Annotated in this window: 17 protein-coding genes; 11 read left to right on the top strand and 6 right to left on the bottom strand. The window is 37.8% G+C overall.

Features of this window, described 5'->3' with window-relative positions; all coding sequences use genetic code 11:
- Positions 1-2: 2 nt before the first annotated feature.
- The 6 genes from NAG76_00345 to NAG76_00320 all read left to right on the top strand — a co-directional run bounded on the left by NAG76_00345 (position 3) and on the right by NAG76_00320 (position 6,881).
- The gene (locus NAG76_00345) at positions 3-1,031 is read left to right on the top strand and encodes an ABC transporter ATP-binding protein (GenBank protein URN94746.1); all 1,029 of its coding nucleotides are present in this window, start codon (positions 3-5) and stop codon (positions 1,029-1,031) included.
- Complete coding sequence (locus NAG76_00340; protein URN94745.1) at positions 1,031-2,143, top strand: ABC transporter substrate-binding protein; 1,113 nt, start codon at positions 1,031-1,033, stop codon at positions 2,141-2,143. Before NAG76_00345 ends, NAG76_00340 begins: the two co-directional genes overlap by 1 nt.
- A gap of 54 nt (positions 2,144-2,197) precedes the next feature.
- Complete coding sequence (locus NAG76_00335) at positions 2,198-3,823, top strand: iron ABC transporter permease (protein ID URN94744.1); 1,626 nt, start codon at positions 2,198-2,200, stop codon at positions 3,821-3,823.
- A gap of 8 nt (positions 3,824-3,831) precedes the next feature.
- A complete protein-coding gene (locus tag NAG76_00330) occupies positions 3,832-5,106 on the top strand; it encodes an MBL fold metallo-hydrolase (GenBank protein ID URN94743.1) in 1,275 nt (424 codons plus the stop codon).
- 108 nt (positions 5,107-5,214) lie between these two features.
- Positions 5,215-5,376 (top strand): hypothetical protein, encoded by a 162-nt coding sequence (locus NAG76_00325; GenBank protein URN94742.1) that lies wholly within the window; start codon positions 5,215-5,217, stop codon positions 5,374-5,376.
- A gap of 113 nt (positions 5,377-5,489) precedes the next feature.
- Positions 5,490-6,881: a methyl-accepting chemotaxis protein gene (locus tag NAG76_00320; GenBank protein URN94741.1), complete on the top strand. Its 1,392-nt coding sequence runs from the start codon at positions 5,490-5,492 to the stop codon at positions 6,879-6,881.
- Between the two features lie 121 nt (positions 6,882-7,002).
- Here the strand turns inward: NAG76_00320 and NAG76_00315 are convergent, their stop codons facing one another.
- From NAG76_00315 to NAG76_00290, 6 genes are all read right to left on the bottom strand, one after another.
- Positions 7,003-7,263: an HPr family phosphocarrier protein gene (locus NAG76_00315; protein ID URN94740.1), complete on the bottom strand. Its 261-nt coding sequence runs from the start codon at positions 7,261-7,263 to the stop codon at positions 7,003-7,005.
- A 14-nt stretch (positions 7,264-7,277) separates the two neighbouring features.
- Entirely contained in the window at positions 7,278-9,005 is a 1,728-nt protein-coding gene (gene ptsP / locus NAG76_00310) for a phosphoenolpyruvate--protein phosphotransferase (GenBank protein URN94739.1), read from the bottom strand.
- 2 nt (positions 9,006-9,007) lie between these two features.
- Positions 9,008-10,156: a mannitol-1-phosphate 5-dehydrogenase gene (locus tag NAG76_00305; GenBank protein ID URN94738.1), complete on the bottom strand. Its 1,149-nt coding sequence runs from the start codon at positions 10,154-10,156 to the stop codon at positions 9,008-9,010.
- A gap of 1 nt (position 10,157) precedes the next feature.
- Positions 10,158-10,589 (bottom strand): PTS sugar transporter subunit IIA, encoded by a 432-nt coding sequence (locus NAG76_00300; GenBank protein ID URN94737.1) that lies wholly within the window; start codon positions 10,587-10,589, stop codon positions 10,158-10,160.
- A gap of 1 nt (position 10,590) precedes the next feature.
- The gene (locus NAG76_00295; protein ID URN94736.1) at positions 10,591-12,525 is read right to left on the bottom strand and encodes a PRD domain-containing protein; all 1,935 of its coding nucleotides are present in this window, start codon (positions 12,523-12,525) and stop codon (positions 10,591-10,593) included.
- A gap of 239 nt (positions 12,526-12,764) precedes the next feature.
- Entirely contained in the window at positions 12,765-14,213 is a 1,449-nt protein-coding gene (locus tag NAG76_00290) for a PTS mannitol transporter subunit IICBA (GenBank protein URN94735.1), read from the bottom strand.
- A gap of 671 nt (positions 14,214-14,884) precedes the next feature.
- Between NAG76_00290 and NAG76_00285 the strand changes: the two genes are divergently transcribed.
- The 5 genes from NAG76_00285 to liaF all read left to right on the top strand — a co-directional run bounded on the left by NAG76_00285 (position 14,885) and on the right by liaF (position 19,247).
- The gene (locus NAG76_00285; GenBank protein ID URN94734.1) at positions 14,885-15,517 is read left to right on the top strand and encodes a hypothetical protein; all 633 of its coding nucleotides are present in this window, start codon (positions 14,885-14,887) and stop codon (positions 15,515-15,517) included.
- Positions 15,518-15,705: 188 nt separating this feature from the next.
- On the top strand, positions 15,706-16,536 hold the full coding sequence (locus NAG76_00280; protein URN94733.1) for a hypothetical protein: 831 nt from the start codon (positions 15,706-15,708) through the stop codon (positions 16,534-16,536).
- 464 nt (positions 16,537-17,000) lie between these two features.
- Entirely contained in the window at positions 17,001-17,453 is a 453-nt protein-coding gene (locus tag NAG76_00275) for a DUF2269 domain-containing protein (GenBank protein ID URN94732.1), read from the top strand.
- Between the two features lie 149 nt (positions 17,454-17,602).
- Positions 17,603-17,902, top strand: coding sequence for a cupin domain-containing protein (locus tag NAG76_00270; protein URN94731.1), 300 nt, complete (start codon positions 17,603-17,605; stop codon positions 17,900-17,902).
- Between the two features lie 550 nt (positions 17,903-18,452).
- Positions 18,453-19,247 carry a cell wall-active antibiotics response protein LiaF gene (liaF, locus tag NAG76_00265; GenBank protein URN94730.1) on the top strand — a complete coding sequence of 265 codons (795 nt, stop codon included), beginning with the start codon at positions 18,453-18,455 and terminating at the stop codon, positions 19,245-19,247.
- Position 19,248: the final 1 nt, after the last annotated feature.

Raw genomic sequence — 19,248 nt, 5'->3', positions numbered from 1 at the left:
ACATGGAGGTGGAATTAAGTGGCGTAACCAAAGCATTTGACGGCACAGTTGCGCTTCATCCGCTCAATATGAAAATAGCTTCAGGAACCTTTACTACGTTGCTCGGTCCATCGGGCTGTGGTAAAACAACGCTACTACGATTGATTGCTGGGTTAGAAGGCCTAGACAGTGGGACAATTCGAATCGGAGGTAAGTTAGTTTGCGATCCAAGTAACGGTGTTAATATACCACCACAGCAAAGGGAACTAGGAATGGTATTTCAGGATTTTGCTTTATGGCCACATATGACAGTATATGAAAATATTGCATTTGGACCTAAAGCGCGAGGAAAACGCAAGGAAGTTGCGGAGCAAGTTAAGGAAGCTATTGAAGCAGTCCGTTTGCAAGGGTTCGAGAAGCGATATCCACATCAATTATCTGGTGGTCAACAACAACGAGTTGCCTTTGCTCGTTCGATTGCTTCACGTGCTGGTCTGATTCTGTTTGATGAACCACTTAGTGCACTTGATGCATTACTACGTGATGAAATGCGCGAAGAGCTCGTTCAGATGGTGCGTAAATTAGGTGTGACTGCTATTTATGTTACTCATGATCAAACTGAAGCTATGTCAATGTCAGATACCATCATCGTTATGCAGCAAGGTAAGGTTCTTCAGCAAGGTAAGCCAGAGGAAATCTATCATACACCAACACATCCATTCGTTGCCCAATTCGTGGGGCGTTCCAATTGGGTGGAGCCAAATATTCGAATGGTGAGACCCGAAAATGTTCGCTGGATAGCAAGATTTGGTGATCGTACATTTGAGGGTGTTGTTACCAGAGTTTCATATTTCGGTGATCGCTATGAAGTAGCTGTGAAGCTGGCAGATGGTACCGTTTGGACAGCTTATCACAACGAACGAATATCGCTTGGTGAAAAGGTTCAGTTAGTTGTTGCTCAGCAGCATATTCATACGCTGGGAGAAAAGTATGAAGCTATACGTGAAGTGTCAATGGAAAAAGAGCAAGGCAAACTAAAGGAGGTAAACTAATGAACGCAATGAAAAATAAAGTAATGAAATTTGTATCTTGGCAATGGTCGCTTGTGATGTTATTGACTTTAAGTAGTGTACTTACAGCTTGTGGTAGTAATAATGGTGGGAACAACAATCGTACAAATCCAATTGTTACGGAGAAGCCAGCTATCACTCAGTCCAATGAACAATCTGATAATAAAGAATCTGCAAAAGCGCCTTCTGGAAAAGTAGTTGTTTATACTGCTGGTCCTGAAGGGTTAGCCGCAAAGATTAAGGAAGGATTTGAAGCTAAATACGGAATTACAGTTGAACAATTTGACGGTACAACAGGAAAAGTATTAGGCAGATTAGAAGCGGAGAAAAGCAATCCTATAGCAGATGTTGTTATTGTAGCTTCATGGCCAACTGCAATGTCAATGAAGGCAGATGGCTGGGTACAAGGTTATGCGGAAGTAGAAAATGCTGATAAATTGCAGGCTGGTTGGGTAGATTCAGATTATCATTTGTTTGGATACAGTGCTTCAGCACTAGGTATCACTTATAATACTAAATTAGTTACAGAGGTACCTACTGATTGGTCTGATTTGACAGATGCTAAATGGAATGGACTAGTTAATATACCTGATCCATCTTTATCAGGATCTGCACTTGATTTTATTTCAGGTTACTTGAATGATAAGGGTGACAATAATTGGACCTTGTTCGAAGAGTTGAAGGCAAATGGTGTAGCGATGGCTGGTGCTAATAAGGAAGCATTGGATCCAGTAATTACAGGAGCAAAAAGTGCGGTAATGGCTGGTGTTGACTACATGGCATATAGTGCAAAAGCAAAAGGCGAGCCAGTTGATATTGTTTATCCTGAAAGTGGAACAGTAATTAATCCGCGTGCAGCGATGATCATGAAAACTTCACCAAATGTTGAAAATGCCCGCTTGTTTATTGATTATCTTCTATCTGATGAAGCGCAAGCACTTGTTACTGGTGCATATTTATTACCAGGGAGAGCTGATATTAAAGCTGAGAATAGAACGAATACCGAAGATATTAAGCTATTGAATTATGACTGGAACTGGATGAGCGAACAAGGTGAGACAATTAGCGCACAATTTCTGGAGCTATTCAAATAAGTTATGAAAAACTTATTTCGCGGGGGGCAAAAGCTCCCCGCTTCCTCGTGGAGAATGCTATTGGGATTGTTACTACTTACATTGTTAGTAGTGGTTCCATTACTCATGGTATTGCTGCACAGCTTGTTTCCTGATGACACGTTTGATGCGCTCGCTCCGCTAAAAGTGCTGTCTGATCCAGGTCTTATCACTATTTTTTGGAACTCTATTGCACTTGGAGGATGGGTTGTTCTTGGCTCTACATTATTAGCTCTACCGATGGCTTTTTTGTCCGCTAGAACTTCGATTGGACGGCATGCTTGGCTTGACGTAGTTCTTATTATCCCTTTCATGACACCGCCCTATATTGGATCTATGGGATGGATTCTTTTCATGCAGCGACGTGGCTTCGCAGAACAGATGTTTCCAGCTGTTGCATGGATAACTCCCCACTTTTTCAGCTTGCTAGGGATGGTAGCAATTATGAGTTTGCATTTGTTTCCTTTTCTATATCTCATTTTGCGTAATGCACTTATGCGTATAGGAGGCTCATTGGAGGAAGCAGGCAGTGTACATGGTGGTAATATGTTTTATTTATTAAGACGAGTCATATTGCCGCTATTACTAGGAAGTTATGCTATGGGTGCTTTACTTGTGTTTGTTAAAACAATTGCTGAATTTGGAACACCTGCGACATTTGGGAGACAAATTGGCTATTACGTATTAACTAGTGAGATTCATCGTTTTACTTCAAGTTGGCCAATAGACTTTGGTAAGGCTACGTCATTAGCATCCATTTTGCTTGGGGCTTGTTTATTGTTTTGGTACATACAAAATGTCATTAGTCAAAAGTATCAATATAAAACGCTAGGTGGGAAAGGTATGCGAACTCGTTTAATACCTTTGCATGGCTGGCGATCGATATTCGGCTGGGGTTATATTGGTTTATTGTTACTGTTTTCAATTGGGATCCCTTATTTCTCGATTATCGTTACTTCGATGCAAAAGTTGAGAGGTGATGGTCTTGCTTGGAGTAATTTATCATTGGAACATTATGTGGAGCTACTTCGTCCTGGTTCAAAAGGTTGGCAAGCATTAATCAATAGTATGGGACTTGCTTCAATTGCTGCAACGGTAGCTGTACTTATTGGTACTTTCTTAGTATTGCAGATGGGGAACTTAAAGCGTTGGTCTCAGCGTAGTCTTGATATGTTCAGTCTTCTACCTAATACCGTTCCTGGCATTGTTATCGTCGTTGGATTAATTTTATTATGGAATGCTCCTTGGATGCCAATTCCGATTTATAACACATATGCTATGGTCGTTCTAACTTATATAGTGTTCTTTTTACCATATTCTGTACAATATGTGAAAGCATCGGCAGGGCAGATTGATCATAGTTTATTACAGGCGGGAAGAGTTTTTGGGGGTCAATCATTTTACATTTTTCGGAGAATAATATTGCCTTTGCTCATTCCTGGTATTTTGGCTGGTTGGATGATGACCTTTACGATTTCAGCTCGTGAACTAGTAGCATCATTAATGGTACTGCCACCTTCTATGCAAGTAACTGCTACCTATATCTTTAGTCAGTTTGAGCAGGGTGAAGTGTCATTAGGTATGGCTATGGCAGTTGTCTCCGTAGGATTGACAACGTTAGTATTGGTTGTAATGAACCATCTCGGTGCGGACAGAAAGTGAGGGAATTTATGCTAAGACATCTGAAAGTAGATGTATGGGGAGGAGCAGGTGAGCATGGAAGATCTTGTTACCGAGTAGAGGGTGAAGAACTTTCGATCTTACTAGATTGTGGAGGTAAAAAGGAATATGGTGGAATATATCCACAAATCGTTGCAGATCAAGTTCGTTCATTAAATTCGGTGTTTCTTTCACATGCTCATGAAGATCATATGGCGGCTCTACCTTTACTATTACAGTATGGATATATGGGAGATATTTGGTTAACAAGAGAAACTCACCGACAATTGCCGGCATATGCCCGTGCTTGGCGATCATACGTAATGTCACAAGGTATGAAAATACCTTACGAAGCAACTGATTGGGAAAAATTACATTATCGTTTTCTTGATGAAGAAACACAAGAGGATGGCTGGGTATCAATTTTTCCAGGACTACGAATTTGCTTTGGACCAAGTGGACATTTACCAGGAGCAGTTTGGATGCTAATTGAACTTGAAGGAATTTTAGTTTTTTATTCAGGTGACTATAGCTCTGAATCCTCCTTATTACAGGCAACGATGCCAGATCTATCGCTATTGAAGGGACGACAAATTGATGTAGCGATTGTGGATGCTGCGTATGGTGATTCTCCGGAGAAGCAATCATTCCATTTAGCACAGCTATTGGACAAACTTGATAGTGTACATAAAAGAGGTGGGCATGTGTTATTGCCTGTACCGTTAATTGGAAGAGGATTAGATCTTATTGTTGAAATTAATGAACAACATCCTAAGTTACCTATTGCAGCGGAAATAAATTTGATTCATGAATGGGAACGGTTATCTCAATGGTCGACTGCAAACCGGTGGTTGCGTAGTGATTCATTAAGCAAAATTGATAAAGCAATTAGCAAAGTGAAACATATTACTGGAGAAGTAGATCGTAGGTTAATACTTAAAGGTGAACCACATATTATTTTATCGACTGACGGTATGATGCTTACAGAGCCAGCACGTAGCTACGGAAAGTGGTTAAGCGACAATTCAAAACATGCCATTGTATTTACAGGACATCTGAGTGAAGATGCTCATATGTCCACTGAAGAGAAATGTGAATTCGTCTCCATCCGCTATAAAATACATCAAGGTTTACCTGATGTCCAAAAGATGGTGCTTGAACTACAACCGTTACAAGTATTATTGGTTCATGCTGATGTCGATAAGACTGAACGATTGATTACGCATTTAGCTAAACTTGGATATGATAAAGTACATGATCAATTAATACAGCAAAGTAATTCGTAATTAATGAAATATATATAAAATTATTGCCTTGCCTCCCAAATAAAGGCGAGAAAATTGATGCATATGAAAATGCCAATTACTCATACTAGTCTAGGGAGGTGATTACAAATGGCTAAAAATAATAATAAACAATTCGCAAAAAGTAACATTCCGCAAGGAAATCCACAGAGTATGACTCCAGATACGGAGTTTTCACAAGAGCTAAATGTTAACTCAAACAATGAAAAACAATCATTATCTAAGCAATCCAACAAAAAACACAAAAATTAGGTCAGATAATATAACATAAAAGAAGGAGGGGCAAGTCTGCCCCTCTTTTTTTTACTCCTCATTCAAGATATAATTGTAATTATGTTACAGATTGATGGGAGGATTGATTACATATGGGTAATGTGTTTTTCAAGTCGACGAAAAAACGTGAAGATAAGACGGAAAGTAATCGTTATATGGATCAAATGAAAGGCTTGTATAACGAATCCATTGTTATCTCGGACCAGCTTGTAGCAGCAGTAGATGAGGTCGATCAAGCAATGGAACAATTAAGTGTAATTGCTGATAAAACACAAATACAAGAACAATCATTACGTCATAGTAGTAAGCTTGCTACAAGTAAAATTATTGAAGCTTTTTCATCGTTGCAAGAAGTGTCTGCTGCAACTGATCAGATTAATAATGCCTCTTATCATCTTAACGATCAAAGTAAAGGTACCAAACAGATCGCATTAGATATGCAAACTTCACTTGGTGAAACTGAGACTGTTATGGGCCATTTGAAACACAATAACTCTAATATGACCAATCACATTGAAGATCTTATTAAACATACCTCTAAAATTTATGAGATGAATATTCTTATTCAAGAAATTGTTTCTCAAACTTCATTGTTAGCTCTAAATGCTTCGATTGAAGCTGCACATGCAGGTGAATATGGGCGAGGATTCTCGGTAGTTGCTAGTGAAATTCGACGATTAGCAGAGCAAAGTAGTGATACAGTAAAACAATCGACTGAGTTAGTAAATGAGATTGAAAAAGGTGTACAGCTCGTCATTAATGCAGTTGAACAGGAACGTTCTGCAGTAGATCGTGGAGTTGCTGAGATGAGTACCAATAAGGAGCGAATGGACTCAATTGTTAATCGCATCATAGAGGTTGATCAACTAGCACATGATATGAAACAGTCCAGTATCAATCAGACGGAACAGACGAATCATGTGATAGAACGCCTGCAAGAGGCAGTTGAACTTGTAAATGGTACGCTAGTTGCAGTTGAGGATACATTACAGATGAATACACAGCAACGCAAGCAAATTCATAAGCTAGAACGAATAAGCCATAACATGGGTAAATCATCAAAAGATTTGAAATCAGCGATTGATCTTGTTGAATTTGAACTTATGAATAAAGTAGCTAATACGAACGCTGAGGAAATCGTACAGTGGCTTCGTCAGGCTGCTACTGATTCAACGATAACATCCGTTGATCCAATCATACACGATGCAAGTTTACGAGCATTGATGAAGAGTAAGCCAGAGATTGAAGCGATCTGGTCGAATTATGCGGATGGGTCATTTATCGTATCGATTCCAGATGCAGGACTACTTAATGCAAAAGGTAGAGAATGGTGGAAGCGTGCTATGCACGGAGAAAGTTTTCATTCGAGCTATTATGTATCTTCAATTACTAAGCAACTTTGTCAAACGATCTCAGTTCCGATCTTCGGGGAAAATGATATCATTGTGGGCGTTCTAGGCGTAGATTTGGCAATTCGAAGCTAATATTTATGTAAATGACAGCGTAACAGTCTCAATAATAAAATACCCATATGAGACAATGACGTTACATTAGTCATTCATAGCTCATATGGGTATTGTTTTTTGTTATAACTCTTTATGTTCCTTAGTCGTGAAGAGACGTTAGTACTTCCCCAAGTGCTTTCAATGCTTCTTGCTCTTGATCACCATCTGTTTCAAGTAAGACCTCGCTATTTGTTGTTAAGCCGAGTGTCAACATGCTAAGTGAGCTTTTTCCATTTGCTTTCTTACCATTACAGTGCAATGTAATTTTACAAGGAAATGAGCTAGCTAGTTGAACGAATGTTTTAGTTGGGCGAACATGAAATCCTGTTGGGTTAATAATTGTGAAAGTTTGACTTATCATAAGTAATCACTCCGTTATTCATTTGATGTAAGATGTAGTTGTACGTATTGTACGATTTGCTCGCTTTGTGCCAATGTCATGGCATGCTCAGCATGTGTTGTCCATTCTGTTTTGTTTAAATTCATAAGCTGTTCTTTCGTCGATAGAATGGAGCTAGCGCTCATACTGAATTCATGTAATCCTATCCCTAGTAATAGAGGAGCAGCTAAAGAATCACCAGCCATTTCTCCACACATTCCTACCCATTTACCCTCTTTATTAGCTGCATCAATTACCATCTTAACTAGTCGTAGAATGGAAGGGTGTAGCGGTTGATATAGATAAGCTAACGTCTCATTCATACGATCTGCTGCCATTGTATATTGAATAAGATCATTGGTTCCAATACTGAAGAAGTCAACATGCGGTGCAAATAAATCAGCGGAGACAGCGACAGATGGAATTTCAACCATCATACCTACCTCGATATGATCATTTACAGCAATGTCTTCATCAATAAGCTTTTGCTTCTCTTCAGCAAGAATTTGCTTGGCTTGTAATAGCTCCTCAAGTACAGCAATCATCGGGAACATAATTTTCAAGTTACCATGAACACTTGCACGTAGCAATGCACGTAGTTGTGTACGGAATAGATCTTGATTCACAAGACAGAAGCGCAAGGCACGTAAACCAAGGAATGGATTATCCTCTTTCGGAAGGCTTAAGTACGGGAGCTCCTTATCTCCACCGATATCCAATGTACGGATAACGACAGGCTTAGTTCCCATCTTCTGCAAGGCATAGCGATAGCTGCTATATTGCTCCTCCTCAGTTGGCAAACTAGTTTTTCCCATATATAGAAACTCGGAACGGAATAAACCAATACCCTCCGCTCCTAAAGAGATGGCACGATCAATATCTTCAAGCTTTCCGATATTTGCTGCAAGCTCTACCTGTGAACCATCCTTAGAAATTGTAGGTTGATTAACAAGCTTAGCTAATTGTTCTTTATGTTGAATAAACATCTGTTGCTTTGAAGTCATCTCCTCAAGAACAGAGGAATCAGGTTGAACGATGACTTCTTGCTGATCCGTATTGATGATAAGCGTTACTCCTGTTTCAATGGACATGACTGCCTCACCAGCACCTACAATAGCAGGGATCTCTAATGATCGCGCCATTATTGCAGAATGTGAAGTACGGCTACCCATTGCCGTTACAAAGCCTTTAACATAATTAACATCAAGCAAAGCTGTATCGGAAGGGGTAAGATCACGGGCAACAATAATGCATTCTTCTTGTAAGCTAGATAAATCAATATGCTTAACTCCGCGTAAATGGCTCATAATGCGATTCGTAATATCTTTAACATCTGTCGCACGCTCACGAAGAATTTCATCATCCATCTCGGATAGAATAGAAATAAATTGTTGAGCTGTAGCATGAAGAGCATATTCAGCCTCGTATCCATCTTCTTCAATGCTAGCTTGAATTCCTTCTAATAAATCTGGATCGTCCAGAATCATTAAATGTCCTTCGAAGATTTCAGCCTTTTTATCTCCTAGCTTTGCTTTTGTATGTTCATAGATCGTTTGAATATCTTGTTCAGCTGCAGTAAAGGCTTGTTGCACTCTTTCCCAGGAAGCTTCTTTATCCTTTGCTTGAATAGCCTCTGGAATAAATACCTCATCATGAATAACGATTGCATTTGCTATAGCAATACCAGGAGATGCGCCAATTCCTTTGTAAGTTGTTGTATTCAATGTTATTCCTCCCCTAGTAGGTTATATTGAGCATGAATTTGTTGATGGAGAGGATGATCATCAGCTAACCCAGTATATTTTGTTATTGTTTGATCAATGCCATGGCCTAATAGAAACTGCTGTAACTCCACTGCTTCCTTATCGTCATTATCCTTATAGACCAATGCAGCAGCAACAGCCTTTGTCAGATGATCGACAGCAATACCATATTGATACGCTAGTAACGCAGGGCGAATCAAGCGATCATTAGATGAAATTTTGCGGATTGGGGAACGACCAATTCGCAGAATTTCATCGGTTAGATAGGGATTTTTGAAACGTTCTAATATTTGCTCGATATATTGATTATGGGCTGTACGATCTAATCCATATTCAGCAATTAGCGCATCACCAGATTCTTGAAGAGTAGATCTAACCTCTTGAACCAATTCTTCATCCTTCATTGCTTCTTGAATAGTTGTATATCCTTTTCTATATCCATGATAAGCAGCTGTACAATGCCCTGTATTTACGGTAAATAGCTTACGTTCAATATAGGCATCCAATTGATCTACATAATGAACACCACCAATAAGAGGTGCATTGGTTGGCCAATTGGTTTTCTCTATCGTCCATTCGTAGAAAGGTTCTACAGTAACAAATAGAGGATCCTCATGGTGCTGAATCGGTACAATACGATCTACTGCAGCATCTGGAAACGTAGCGAATTGCTCATACGTTTGTTTTAATTCTTCGCTTAGTAAAGATACAACATGCTCTTTCAAGATGGAGCTAGCACGAATAGCATTTTCACATGCGACAATAGCTAGTGGAGGCAAATTCAACTTCGCACGCTGTGTAATTCCTTCCGCAATTGCTGGAGCAATATAAGGGAGAATATGAACCCCAACAGCTGTAGTAATAATCGTTGCAGAAGTAATATGTTCAGCAACTTTAGAAATATCATCACCAGATAACGCTGTAACATTGTTGACAATGAATTGATCACGATTTTCATTAGCATACTGGACAGTGTAATGTTGTTTTTCTTTCAGATGATCAACGAGATTCTCATTCACATCGACAAAGGTAATATTATATTGCGCTTCTTGAAGAAGCAAGCCGATAAACCCACGGCCAATATTTCCGGCTCCAAAATGTATTGCCTGCATATTACAGACCTCCGTTAAAGATCTCAAGCAATTCATTCGGATCAGCAGAAGTAATAATTTTCTCGAATTCCTCTTCATCAGAAACTAACATCGCAACATTCGTAAGCACGTCCATATGATCATCTCCGATAGCAGCTAGGCCAATAATTAATCTAGCAGGCTCATCTCCACCGAAATCTATACCTTCAGGAACGGTTAAAATAGATATTCCTGTTGAAACAATTAAAGATTTAGCTTCATTCGTACCATGAGGCATAGCAAGACCTCCACCAAGATCAGTAGAAACTAGCTGTTCACGCTCAAGCATTTTATCAATATAATTAGCAGGTACATGACCAGCATCAACAAGCATTTGACCTACAAGCTTAATCGCTTCTTCCTTTGTTTTTATAGGGGCGTGTACTTTAATTTTCTCCACAGATAGTATTGACATATTAATCTCTCCATTCAAATTTTTGTTTAATGAATTTCTCAAGGTGTGAGGAGATGAAGCTTTGAATTTCATTAGGATTACCATTTTGTAAGCAAGTAATCATCTCATCAATAAGCAACATAGCACTCACTTCGCTTAATATTTCTAAGCTACTCTTATCCAGTTCTAGAGGAGCAAGCATAAGTAAGGTGTGCTCTACAGTAGTTGAATCAGCTTCATTAAGTAATACTGGCTGCTGAAATCGATAAAGGACAACTATTGGAGCATTAATAGAACGAGATCGAGTATGAAGCAGTGCTAGCTGGCTATCAGGAATAACAATGCTTCCTTGCTCCTCGCGCGTATACAATTTCTCCACGATGGAATTGATTTCATTAATGACGCCCTCGTCATACAGCTTTTGTAGAAGTTGAGGTAATAACTGTAGTACGGTTACATGTTGATCATACGTACCTTCAAAAGCAATGACTTGAAATTGTTCAATAATAGCTATCGAGGCATTCGTCAGCTGTTGTAGCTGTTGAAGTCGTTCAATGCTATTCGTCTTTTCAGTAATGCTAGTGCTTGAAATTTGCTTCTTTTCTAAGTGCTTTAGAAAAGAATTTAGCTTTACTATTTCATCATCTGTAATCAAGGGACTTAATCGAATATATTGTTTATTGTCGATAGGTAAGTCCACAGTAGAGATAATAAAATCATAATCACTATGAGGTAATCGCGCTGCTTCATACCATGTGTAATGACCTAGAAGCTCAATTTGTGGAAACTCCTGAGCAATCCGTACATTTAATAGCTTAGATGAGCCAATGCCGCTTGTGCATACGAGCACAGCTCTAGCCTTCTTGGGCAGCTGCTTTAACCTCTCCAATGCAGCACCATAATGCACCGTAATGTAGCCAACTTCTTCATCAGGGATGATAAGCTGGGGGAGTAGCTTTGCAATTCCGTTTTGAACGATCTGAAACAGATATCCAAATTCTTTCTTTATTTGATATAGCATGGGATTACGAATAGGAATTTTTTTCTTAATTCGTTCAATAGCTGGTATCATATGACGAAGCAATCCATCTGTTAATGTAGGATCTTCTGCAAGAGGCTCCTCTACATGCCTGTTTACCCACTGAGTAAGCTCGATAATAATTGAAGCTAATTCTAACTGATTTAGTGGATCATCCTGTTGCTGATAGGCAAATTCAATTATTCCTTGAAAATATATTATTTCATCTCTAGGCAGTTCCATCGGAATGGTTTGAAGTAGCTCACTGGTCAATTGACTATACGAATACTCATCTTGCTGTCTAGTTACTTCTTGATGAATATTGGCTTCAGCATGAATTTCTTTAGAAATAGTAGTAATAGGGAAATTCTTTTTGAAGCGAGAAATACCAAGACATATGTTCAATATCAGTTGTGTATATTTTTGCTGAGATAATGATTGAGGTAACTTATCTCGTAAAGACCATAGTATCCGTTCAAGTATTTGAAACAAAGAACGATCGATAAAAGAAAGTAGATGAACTTCCATAACTCCGTTTGCGTTAATACGATGTTCTTCATTAATTAAAAGTGATTCATCTACGTGTGTAGTAATAAGAATTCCTAAATATTGTCTCTTATTAAATTCCGATCCCTTAATCTGTACGCCATACCCTCTACGTCTAATGAGCTTGAGATCATGCTTAATAAGTGTTTTTTCAATTTCATCTAGATCCGAACTAATTGTTGGCATCGTAACATGTAGCTCATGCGATAGAGTAAACAGCTTCATAGGTTCATGCACATTAAGCAAGTGACATAGAATAATAATTTTTCGTTCTTCCGCGTTAAGCTCAATCGGTTTCTGATAAGATAAATGTTGCTTTAAGTGCACCATTTGCTCAGCAGAAGCTTGAATGCGAATTCCTATACCAGATTTCTTAAGAAGCTCAATGTGCAAGGAATGAAGATACTGTTCAATACCAATAAGTTCTCGGTGAATGGTACGTCCACTTGTCCCTAATAGATCTGCTATATAAGCAACGGTGATTTCGTTCTTTTGCTCAATAAGTAGATCAATAATTTTGTGTTGTCGAGTAGAAAGAGTGATATTTATTTACCTCCTTTCTAAATAGGACATACATTTCAATGAATATAACGCTGACGCAAATACGTCAACGTTATACAGTATATTTACATTTATTTAAGTCTTTCTACTAACGCTTCATATGCAGGACTCTTCATGAAATTATCAATCGAAACATGCTCTGCTTGAGGTGCTTTAAGCTTAGCACGGTCAGTTAGCGTTTGATGAGTAACAACAATGTCTGCATCACTTGGAATATCACTAATTGCAGTATTAATAACAGTTACTTGAATACCAGCGTTGTTGATTTTTTTTCGAAGTACAGAAGCCCCCATCGCACTAGAACCCATACCTGCATCACAAGAGAAGACGATTTTTCTAACTTCTTCTTTGCTTTTTGTAACTTCACTTGAATCGACAGTAGCATTCGTTGCTTGCGCGGAAGCTGTACCCTTAGATTCAGCTTTCATTGCACTCATCCTATTTTGTGCATCCTCCAGAGAGTTTTCATCCTCTTTTTGTTTACTTGTTTTAAGGATAAGAGAAGCGACAAGGAATGATACAACGGTTGAAATGATGACACCAGCAAGCATACCTAGATGACTACCTTTAGGAGTCATTGTAAAGTAGGCGAAAATACTACCTGGAGAAGGAGCAGCTACTAGACCTACACCTAATAATTGGAATGTGAACACACCAGAGATACCACCAGCAATAGCAGCTATAATTAGTGCTGGTCTCATTAGAATGTAAGGGAAATAAATTTCATGAATACCACCGAAGAAGTGGATTATCGCTGCACCCGGAGCGGATTGTTTAGCAGCTCCTTTACCGACTAACCAATATGCAAGTAGAATACCAAGACCAGGGCCTGGATTAGATTCCAACATATAAATAATGGAGCTACCTAATTTTGACGCTTGCTCTATGGCTAATGGTCCCAGAATACCATGGTTAATGGCATTGTTAAGGAAAAGTACCTTAGCAGGTTCGATTAGAATACTTGCTAACGGTAATAAACCTGTGCTAATAAGGAAGTCAACGCCCTTAGCGAGAATATTACTTACACTCTCTACGGCTGGCCCAACTGCCTTAAAAGCAACAATGGCTAGAACTGCACCAATAATACCAGATGAAAAATTGTTAATTAGCATTTCAAATCCAGAAGGGATTTTTCCTTCAATGGATTTATCAAATTTTTTCAAGACCCAAGCTGAAAACGGCGCAACGATCATAGCCCCAAGAAACATAGGGATATCAGATCCAACGATAACACCAGCTGTAACGACTGCACCAATAACTCCGCCTCGTGTGCCATGTACCATAGTACCGCCAGTATATCCTATTAAAAGTGGAAGTAAGTATGTGATCATTGGTCCAACTAGTAATGCTAGCTTTTCGTTAGGAAACCAACCTGTAGGAATGAAAAGAGCTGTAATTAATCCCCATGCAATAAATGCTCCCATGTTGGGCATAACCATACCACTTAAGAATCTTCCAAAGCGCTGTACACCAACTTTAATACCACCCGACTTACTTTTAGTGGTTGCACTTTTACTCATGTGATAAACCTCCAATATAGATTAATGACCTTAGTGCATTTTATAGTTCTTCTTTATGAGACAGACATCTACACTTTTCATTAACGATGATTAGTGTTGATTCTTGAACTCTAAAAAAGTGGGTTCCTAATAAAATGCGCTATTTTAGTCAAGTTATACTTTTATCCTAGATTATAGCGTTTACATTATCAATCAATTGAAAAGTGGGTTTCGTCATCAAGGCTGTTGACATCATTTTGCATAGTCTAATGAAGGCTTATAGAATGTGTAGGTGGCACGGTTTCGATTGGAAACGCTCAATGGATAATACGTTGCTCCAATCAGCAACGCTCCGTGAACAATACATTGCTCCAATCGACTTTAGTTCAAGGATTTACAGGAAGATTGATTAAGGTGTAAATCCTTGAACAAGGCCGAACGCTATCGCTTTTCCGCAACGATTGTTCACTCCGCTGAGGAGAGGGTTTTGATTGATTTTATGGTTAATTTTGCTAGATGTATGGTAAGCTTGGATCGGTGAGTAATGCTGTTAGAAACCTAAAATGAGATGTTAAATTTAGATATTATAGATATTATGATAGTCCAGTTTGTGAGTTTGATCGACTAGAGAGAGAAACTTTTATCAATAATAATGCCGTATGTAGCTGCTAGGTATGGAAGGTGAGATGATTTTGATAAAAACATTAAAATATGCATGGATATTGTCCATTGTCATTAGTTTATTTTCTGTTATTTGGTTTGTTCTTGGCATAACAGCAAACTTTCAGCGAGAGATAGATTTAATATATACCGTTCTTCTATTTTTTTTAGGAATACCTTCAGTGTTATTGATTATCGCATCTATTTTTCTGCTTTATAAAGACTGGCCACAATCGTGGGTGGGGAGTAAGATTCTTGTTTGCATAGGCATATTAATTATGTTGTCTCTATCAGTAGGATTAATCAATAGTGTGAATACAAGTGGCTGGTTAACAGAGAAGGTGATTACTGATACATTGCAGACAACAGAGGATGGTAAGTATGAATATCAGATGGAATGGATTAATCTGTTTCAAAAAAATAGCTATGCTCGTCTCTATATTATAAGTAATTCAACTGACGAAGAAACTCGGATACGTTTTGATACGCCTGTAAATACAGTAACGGTTTTAACGAGGGGGGATGTGAATTATTGGATTAGTTTAACTGCATCACCTAAGGAAGACGTTTATATTTTAACTACAACTGACAAGCTCTCATTGTTTTTGCCAATTGAGACATATGAAATAGATGTGAAAAATGAAATAGCAGTCAAGATCGAATAATTGAATTTTCAATAGTATCACATGCGAGTTTAACAGTTCCATTTGGGTTTTTCTTTATGTTTACAGCCTCTACACAGTACCGAATGAATTGGACAGCTATGTTAAATGTATCTTACATAATTTTTATCAAAAAGAGTTATTACGAAGTTTTTAATGTAAGCCGAGGATATTAAAGGGGACTTTGTTTAATGAAAGCTACTATACTTATAGTGTTATTATTATTACTATCTTCGTGTGGTCTTAGTAATACAAATCTTTCAACTAAAAATCAGATTGAAAGAGAAGACAGTGCGATAAACCAACTGACTGAAACAAAAACGAATAATAACGAAGGGTCAATTGACCTAAATGAAAAGAAACTAGAATTAAAAAAAGTAAATTATTCTAACCAAAATGTAAATATTTCTTTTCCTGCAATTATTAATTTGAATGACTTAGAACAAGAAAAGATGTTAAATGAAATCTTAAAAAGTGAAGCTATGCAAGTATTAGACTACTTTGGGGAAAATGGGCAAGATATTGAACTAGATGTAAATTATAGTTCCAAGTGGATTGGGAGTACCTCTCTTAGTATTCAGTTTACTGGATCAAGCTATGTAAAAGGTGGACCCTATCCCAATAGTATATTTTTTACCACGAATCTTGATATAAAGAATGGTAAAAAAATATTATTACGGGATATAGTAAAAATAGATGATAAATTTATTGATTTGTTAAGACAGGCGAAGTATGTGCAACATAATTCCGATTTAAATGTTGAAACAGAAGCAAGAGAGAAATTAAGTGAATATTCTTATGCTGAGCTGATTTCTTACTTAAATAAGACTGACGAGTTAAATGTTACGAATAAATTAGGAGTATTCACGTATTATACAAAAGAATCACTTGGTATAAGTTTTAATGTACCTCATGTACTCGGTGACCATGTAGAATATGAAATTAGTTATAGTGATCTTAAAAATAATATTCTCTCTGAGAATATAGCATGGATCGATATACAATCTTCTCGTGAAAATTGAATTCATCAAGAAATTATTTAGGATGGAGTTTGTATACTAACGAACTCGATCCTTTTAACTATGTTTTAAATGTTTATTTCTATAGTAATCAATAGCATCTTCGAGTAAGTTACGCTTTTCTCTGCATATGAAGAAACATAGCGGAGAGAATAGTCGTTGTGGAAAAGCGGTAGCGTTCGGCCTTGTTCCAGAATTTATACCATATCCTACCTTTCAATAAATCCTGGGACTAAAATCGATTGGAGCAATGACTATTCTCAGAGCGGTCACGATTGGAGCAACGCAATGTTCACGGAGCGCTATGATTGATCCTATAGTTATTTTTGCAAAGTGTATGGTAAGCTTGAATTGGCAATAAAGAAAGCAATGTAAACTTTACAGTAAGGCATTGTAGTAGCTAATACGTACAACAAAAAAGTACGATGAAATAGTTGAAAGGCTCACTTATAGAACGGAGTGTATTTATGACACTATATGATGTACTAGTATCTGTACATATATTTTCAGCAATTTTGGGTATGGGGCCAGGATTTATATTGACTTTAATCGTAACGAAGTCTACCAACATGAGCGAATTGAAGCACGCGTATTCTATTAGGCATCGTATCCATATTATTGTCATGATTGGTGGAACGTTACTACTAATTACCGGGTTATGGCTGGGCATTTTACGACCTTATATGTTTTCAGAGGGATGGTATGTTATAAGCTTAGTGCTGTTTTTGGTGGCTTTAGCCTTTGGTCCCTTTGTATTATCGCCAAGGTCACGACCGATCAAACAATTATTGAAGGAACAAAATGGTGAAGAAATTCCTAAGCTGTATTATACCTTGTCCAAAAAGTTGTTTGTCTTTGAGCATATTGAAAATTTGATCTTTTTAACGATAATTATATTAATGCTTACGAAGCCTTTCTAAGTGTTGTAAATAAGTTACTATGGGACAACATTAGCGATGATAAACTTGGTATTCCCACTTGTGATTTGAATCACATGCTACATAGCACACACAGGCTATACTAGTATTGAATCAACAAACTAATTCATTTGAATAGTGGGGGAATTACTTTGAAAATAATTAATCTTGAAAGTCGTCTACAGCATCAGGAGAAGTTCATTAATCCTCTTACCAACTTTGAGAAGACAAAGATGGTTCAAATACAGCTAAAAAAAGGAATTGGTATTCCAGAGCACCATGTAGATGCGGACGTACTCATTATCGTTAAAAAAGGTAAAGTAGAGTTTGAAGTTGCAGGGGAACGAGTTGAGTTATCTCCTAGCAGCATATTATATATGGAACCGAAAGAACAGCATAGTTTACTAGCTTTAGAAGATGTGGAGCTACTACTATTACGTATCGAAAGATAGTTGGGAAAAATGTCAATGATGATGTTAACGCAATATTTTAGCTAAAAGCGAGTATAACAATCTTAAGTATTATAAAAAAAGTTAGCAACTTGAATTTGTCTGTTATCCAAAAGGATAGAGTTCGTATACTAACGTGCTCTATCCTTTACTTATGTCTTAATTCGTTTGAAAAAATAGTAATCTACAGCATCTCTTCTTGTAAGCAAACTTTTCCCTCTTCTAAGCATAAACATAGCGGAGAGAACAGTCGTTGTGGAAAAGCGGTAGCGTCCGGCCTTGTTCCAGGATTTATACCATACCCTATTTTCCAATAAATCATGGAACGAAAGTCGATTGGAGCAATGTACTGTTCACGAAGCGGCCAGATTGGAGCAATGTACTGTTCACGAAGCGGCCAGATTGGAGCAATGTACTGTTCACGTAGCGTTCTTAGTTTATACCAACTCTCTCAGTCTCTAGACCGAGAACATTTTCAATCTATCGACGCTGTGTGGAATTGTTAAATTTAGCTATACTAGATATATAAGAAAGACGAGAGGATGAATGTACAATGAATCGATCATTTTTTGATAAGTACGGTGTTGGATTAATTATTATTGTAGTCGGTAGCTGGTTCTTAGGAAGGCAGCTTGGGATTATCGATTTTGGACTAGGTAAGATCATTACGATCTTAATTGGTGTCATGATTATATATTATGGTATTAAAATGATTACTAATAATCGTAAGCAAGAGGATAGCAATGATTCAACATGGAATAAATACAACCCGAATATCCAACCACCGCCACCTTTACATGAAGACCCAACTATGAAGAATCCAGGATATGATGATGAAAAATATTCATCCGAGCAAAAAAGTTACGGACCAACTTATGAGGAATCACCACCATCTTCATCCCGTCCCAAATGGAAAAATTGGGGGCATGATCATTCATACGATCACACATTTGGCGAATATGGTGATCATAAAATTAATAAGTCTACTTTTATCGGCGATTTCCATTTCGGTAAGCAATACTGGGAGCTTAAACCGATGAATTTATCTGCATTTATTGGAGATACAACGATAGATCTTACAAAAGCTCAAATCCCTTATGGTGAAACACGAATTATTATTTCCGCATTTATCGGTGATATAAAAGTATTTGTACCGAATGATGTTACGGTTGGAGTAAAAGTTCAAATGAATGCTTTTATCGGTGATAGTAAGTTTCTAGATCAGCGTGAAGGTGGCATTATGTCGCAAGTCAATCAACAAACCAATCATTTCAATGAATGCGAGCGAAAAATATTAATAGTCGTTTCAACTTTCATTGGCGATGTAAAAGTGAAGAGAGTAGGGTAGG

The sequence above is a fragment of the Candidatus Pristimantibacillus lignocellulolyticus genome (genome assembly GCA_023639215.1).
Classification (GTDB): domain Bacteria; phylum Bacillota; class Bacilli; order Paenibacillales; family Paenibacillaceae; genus Pristimantibacillus; species Pristimantibacillus lignocellulolyticus.
The sequence above is the reverse complement of the archived record's forward strand: the minus strand, read 5'-3'. Positions and strand labels throughout refer to the sequence as shown.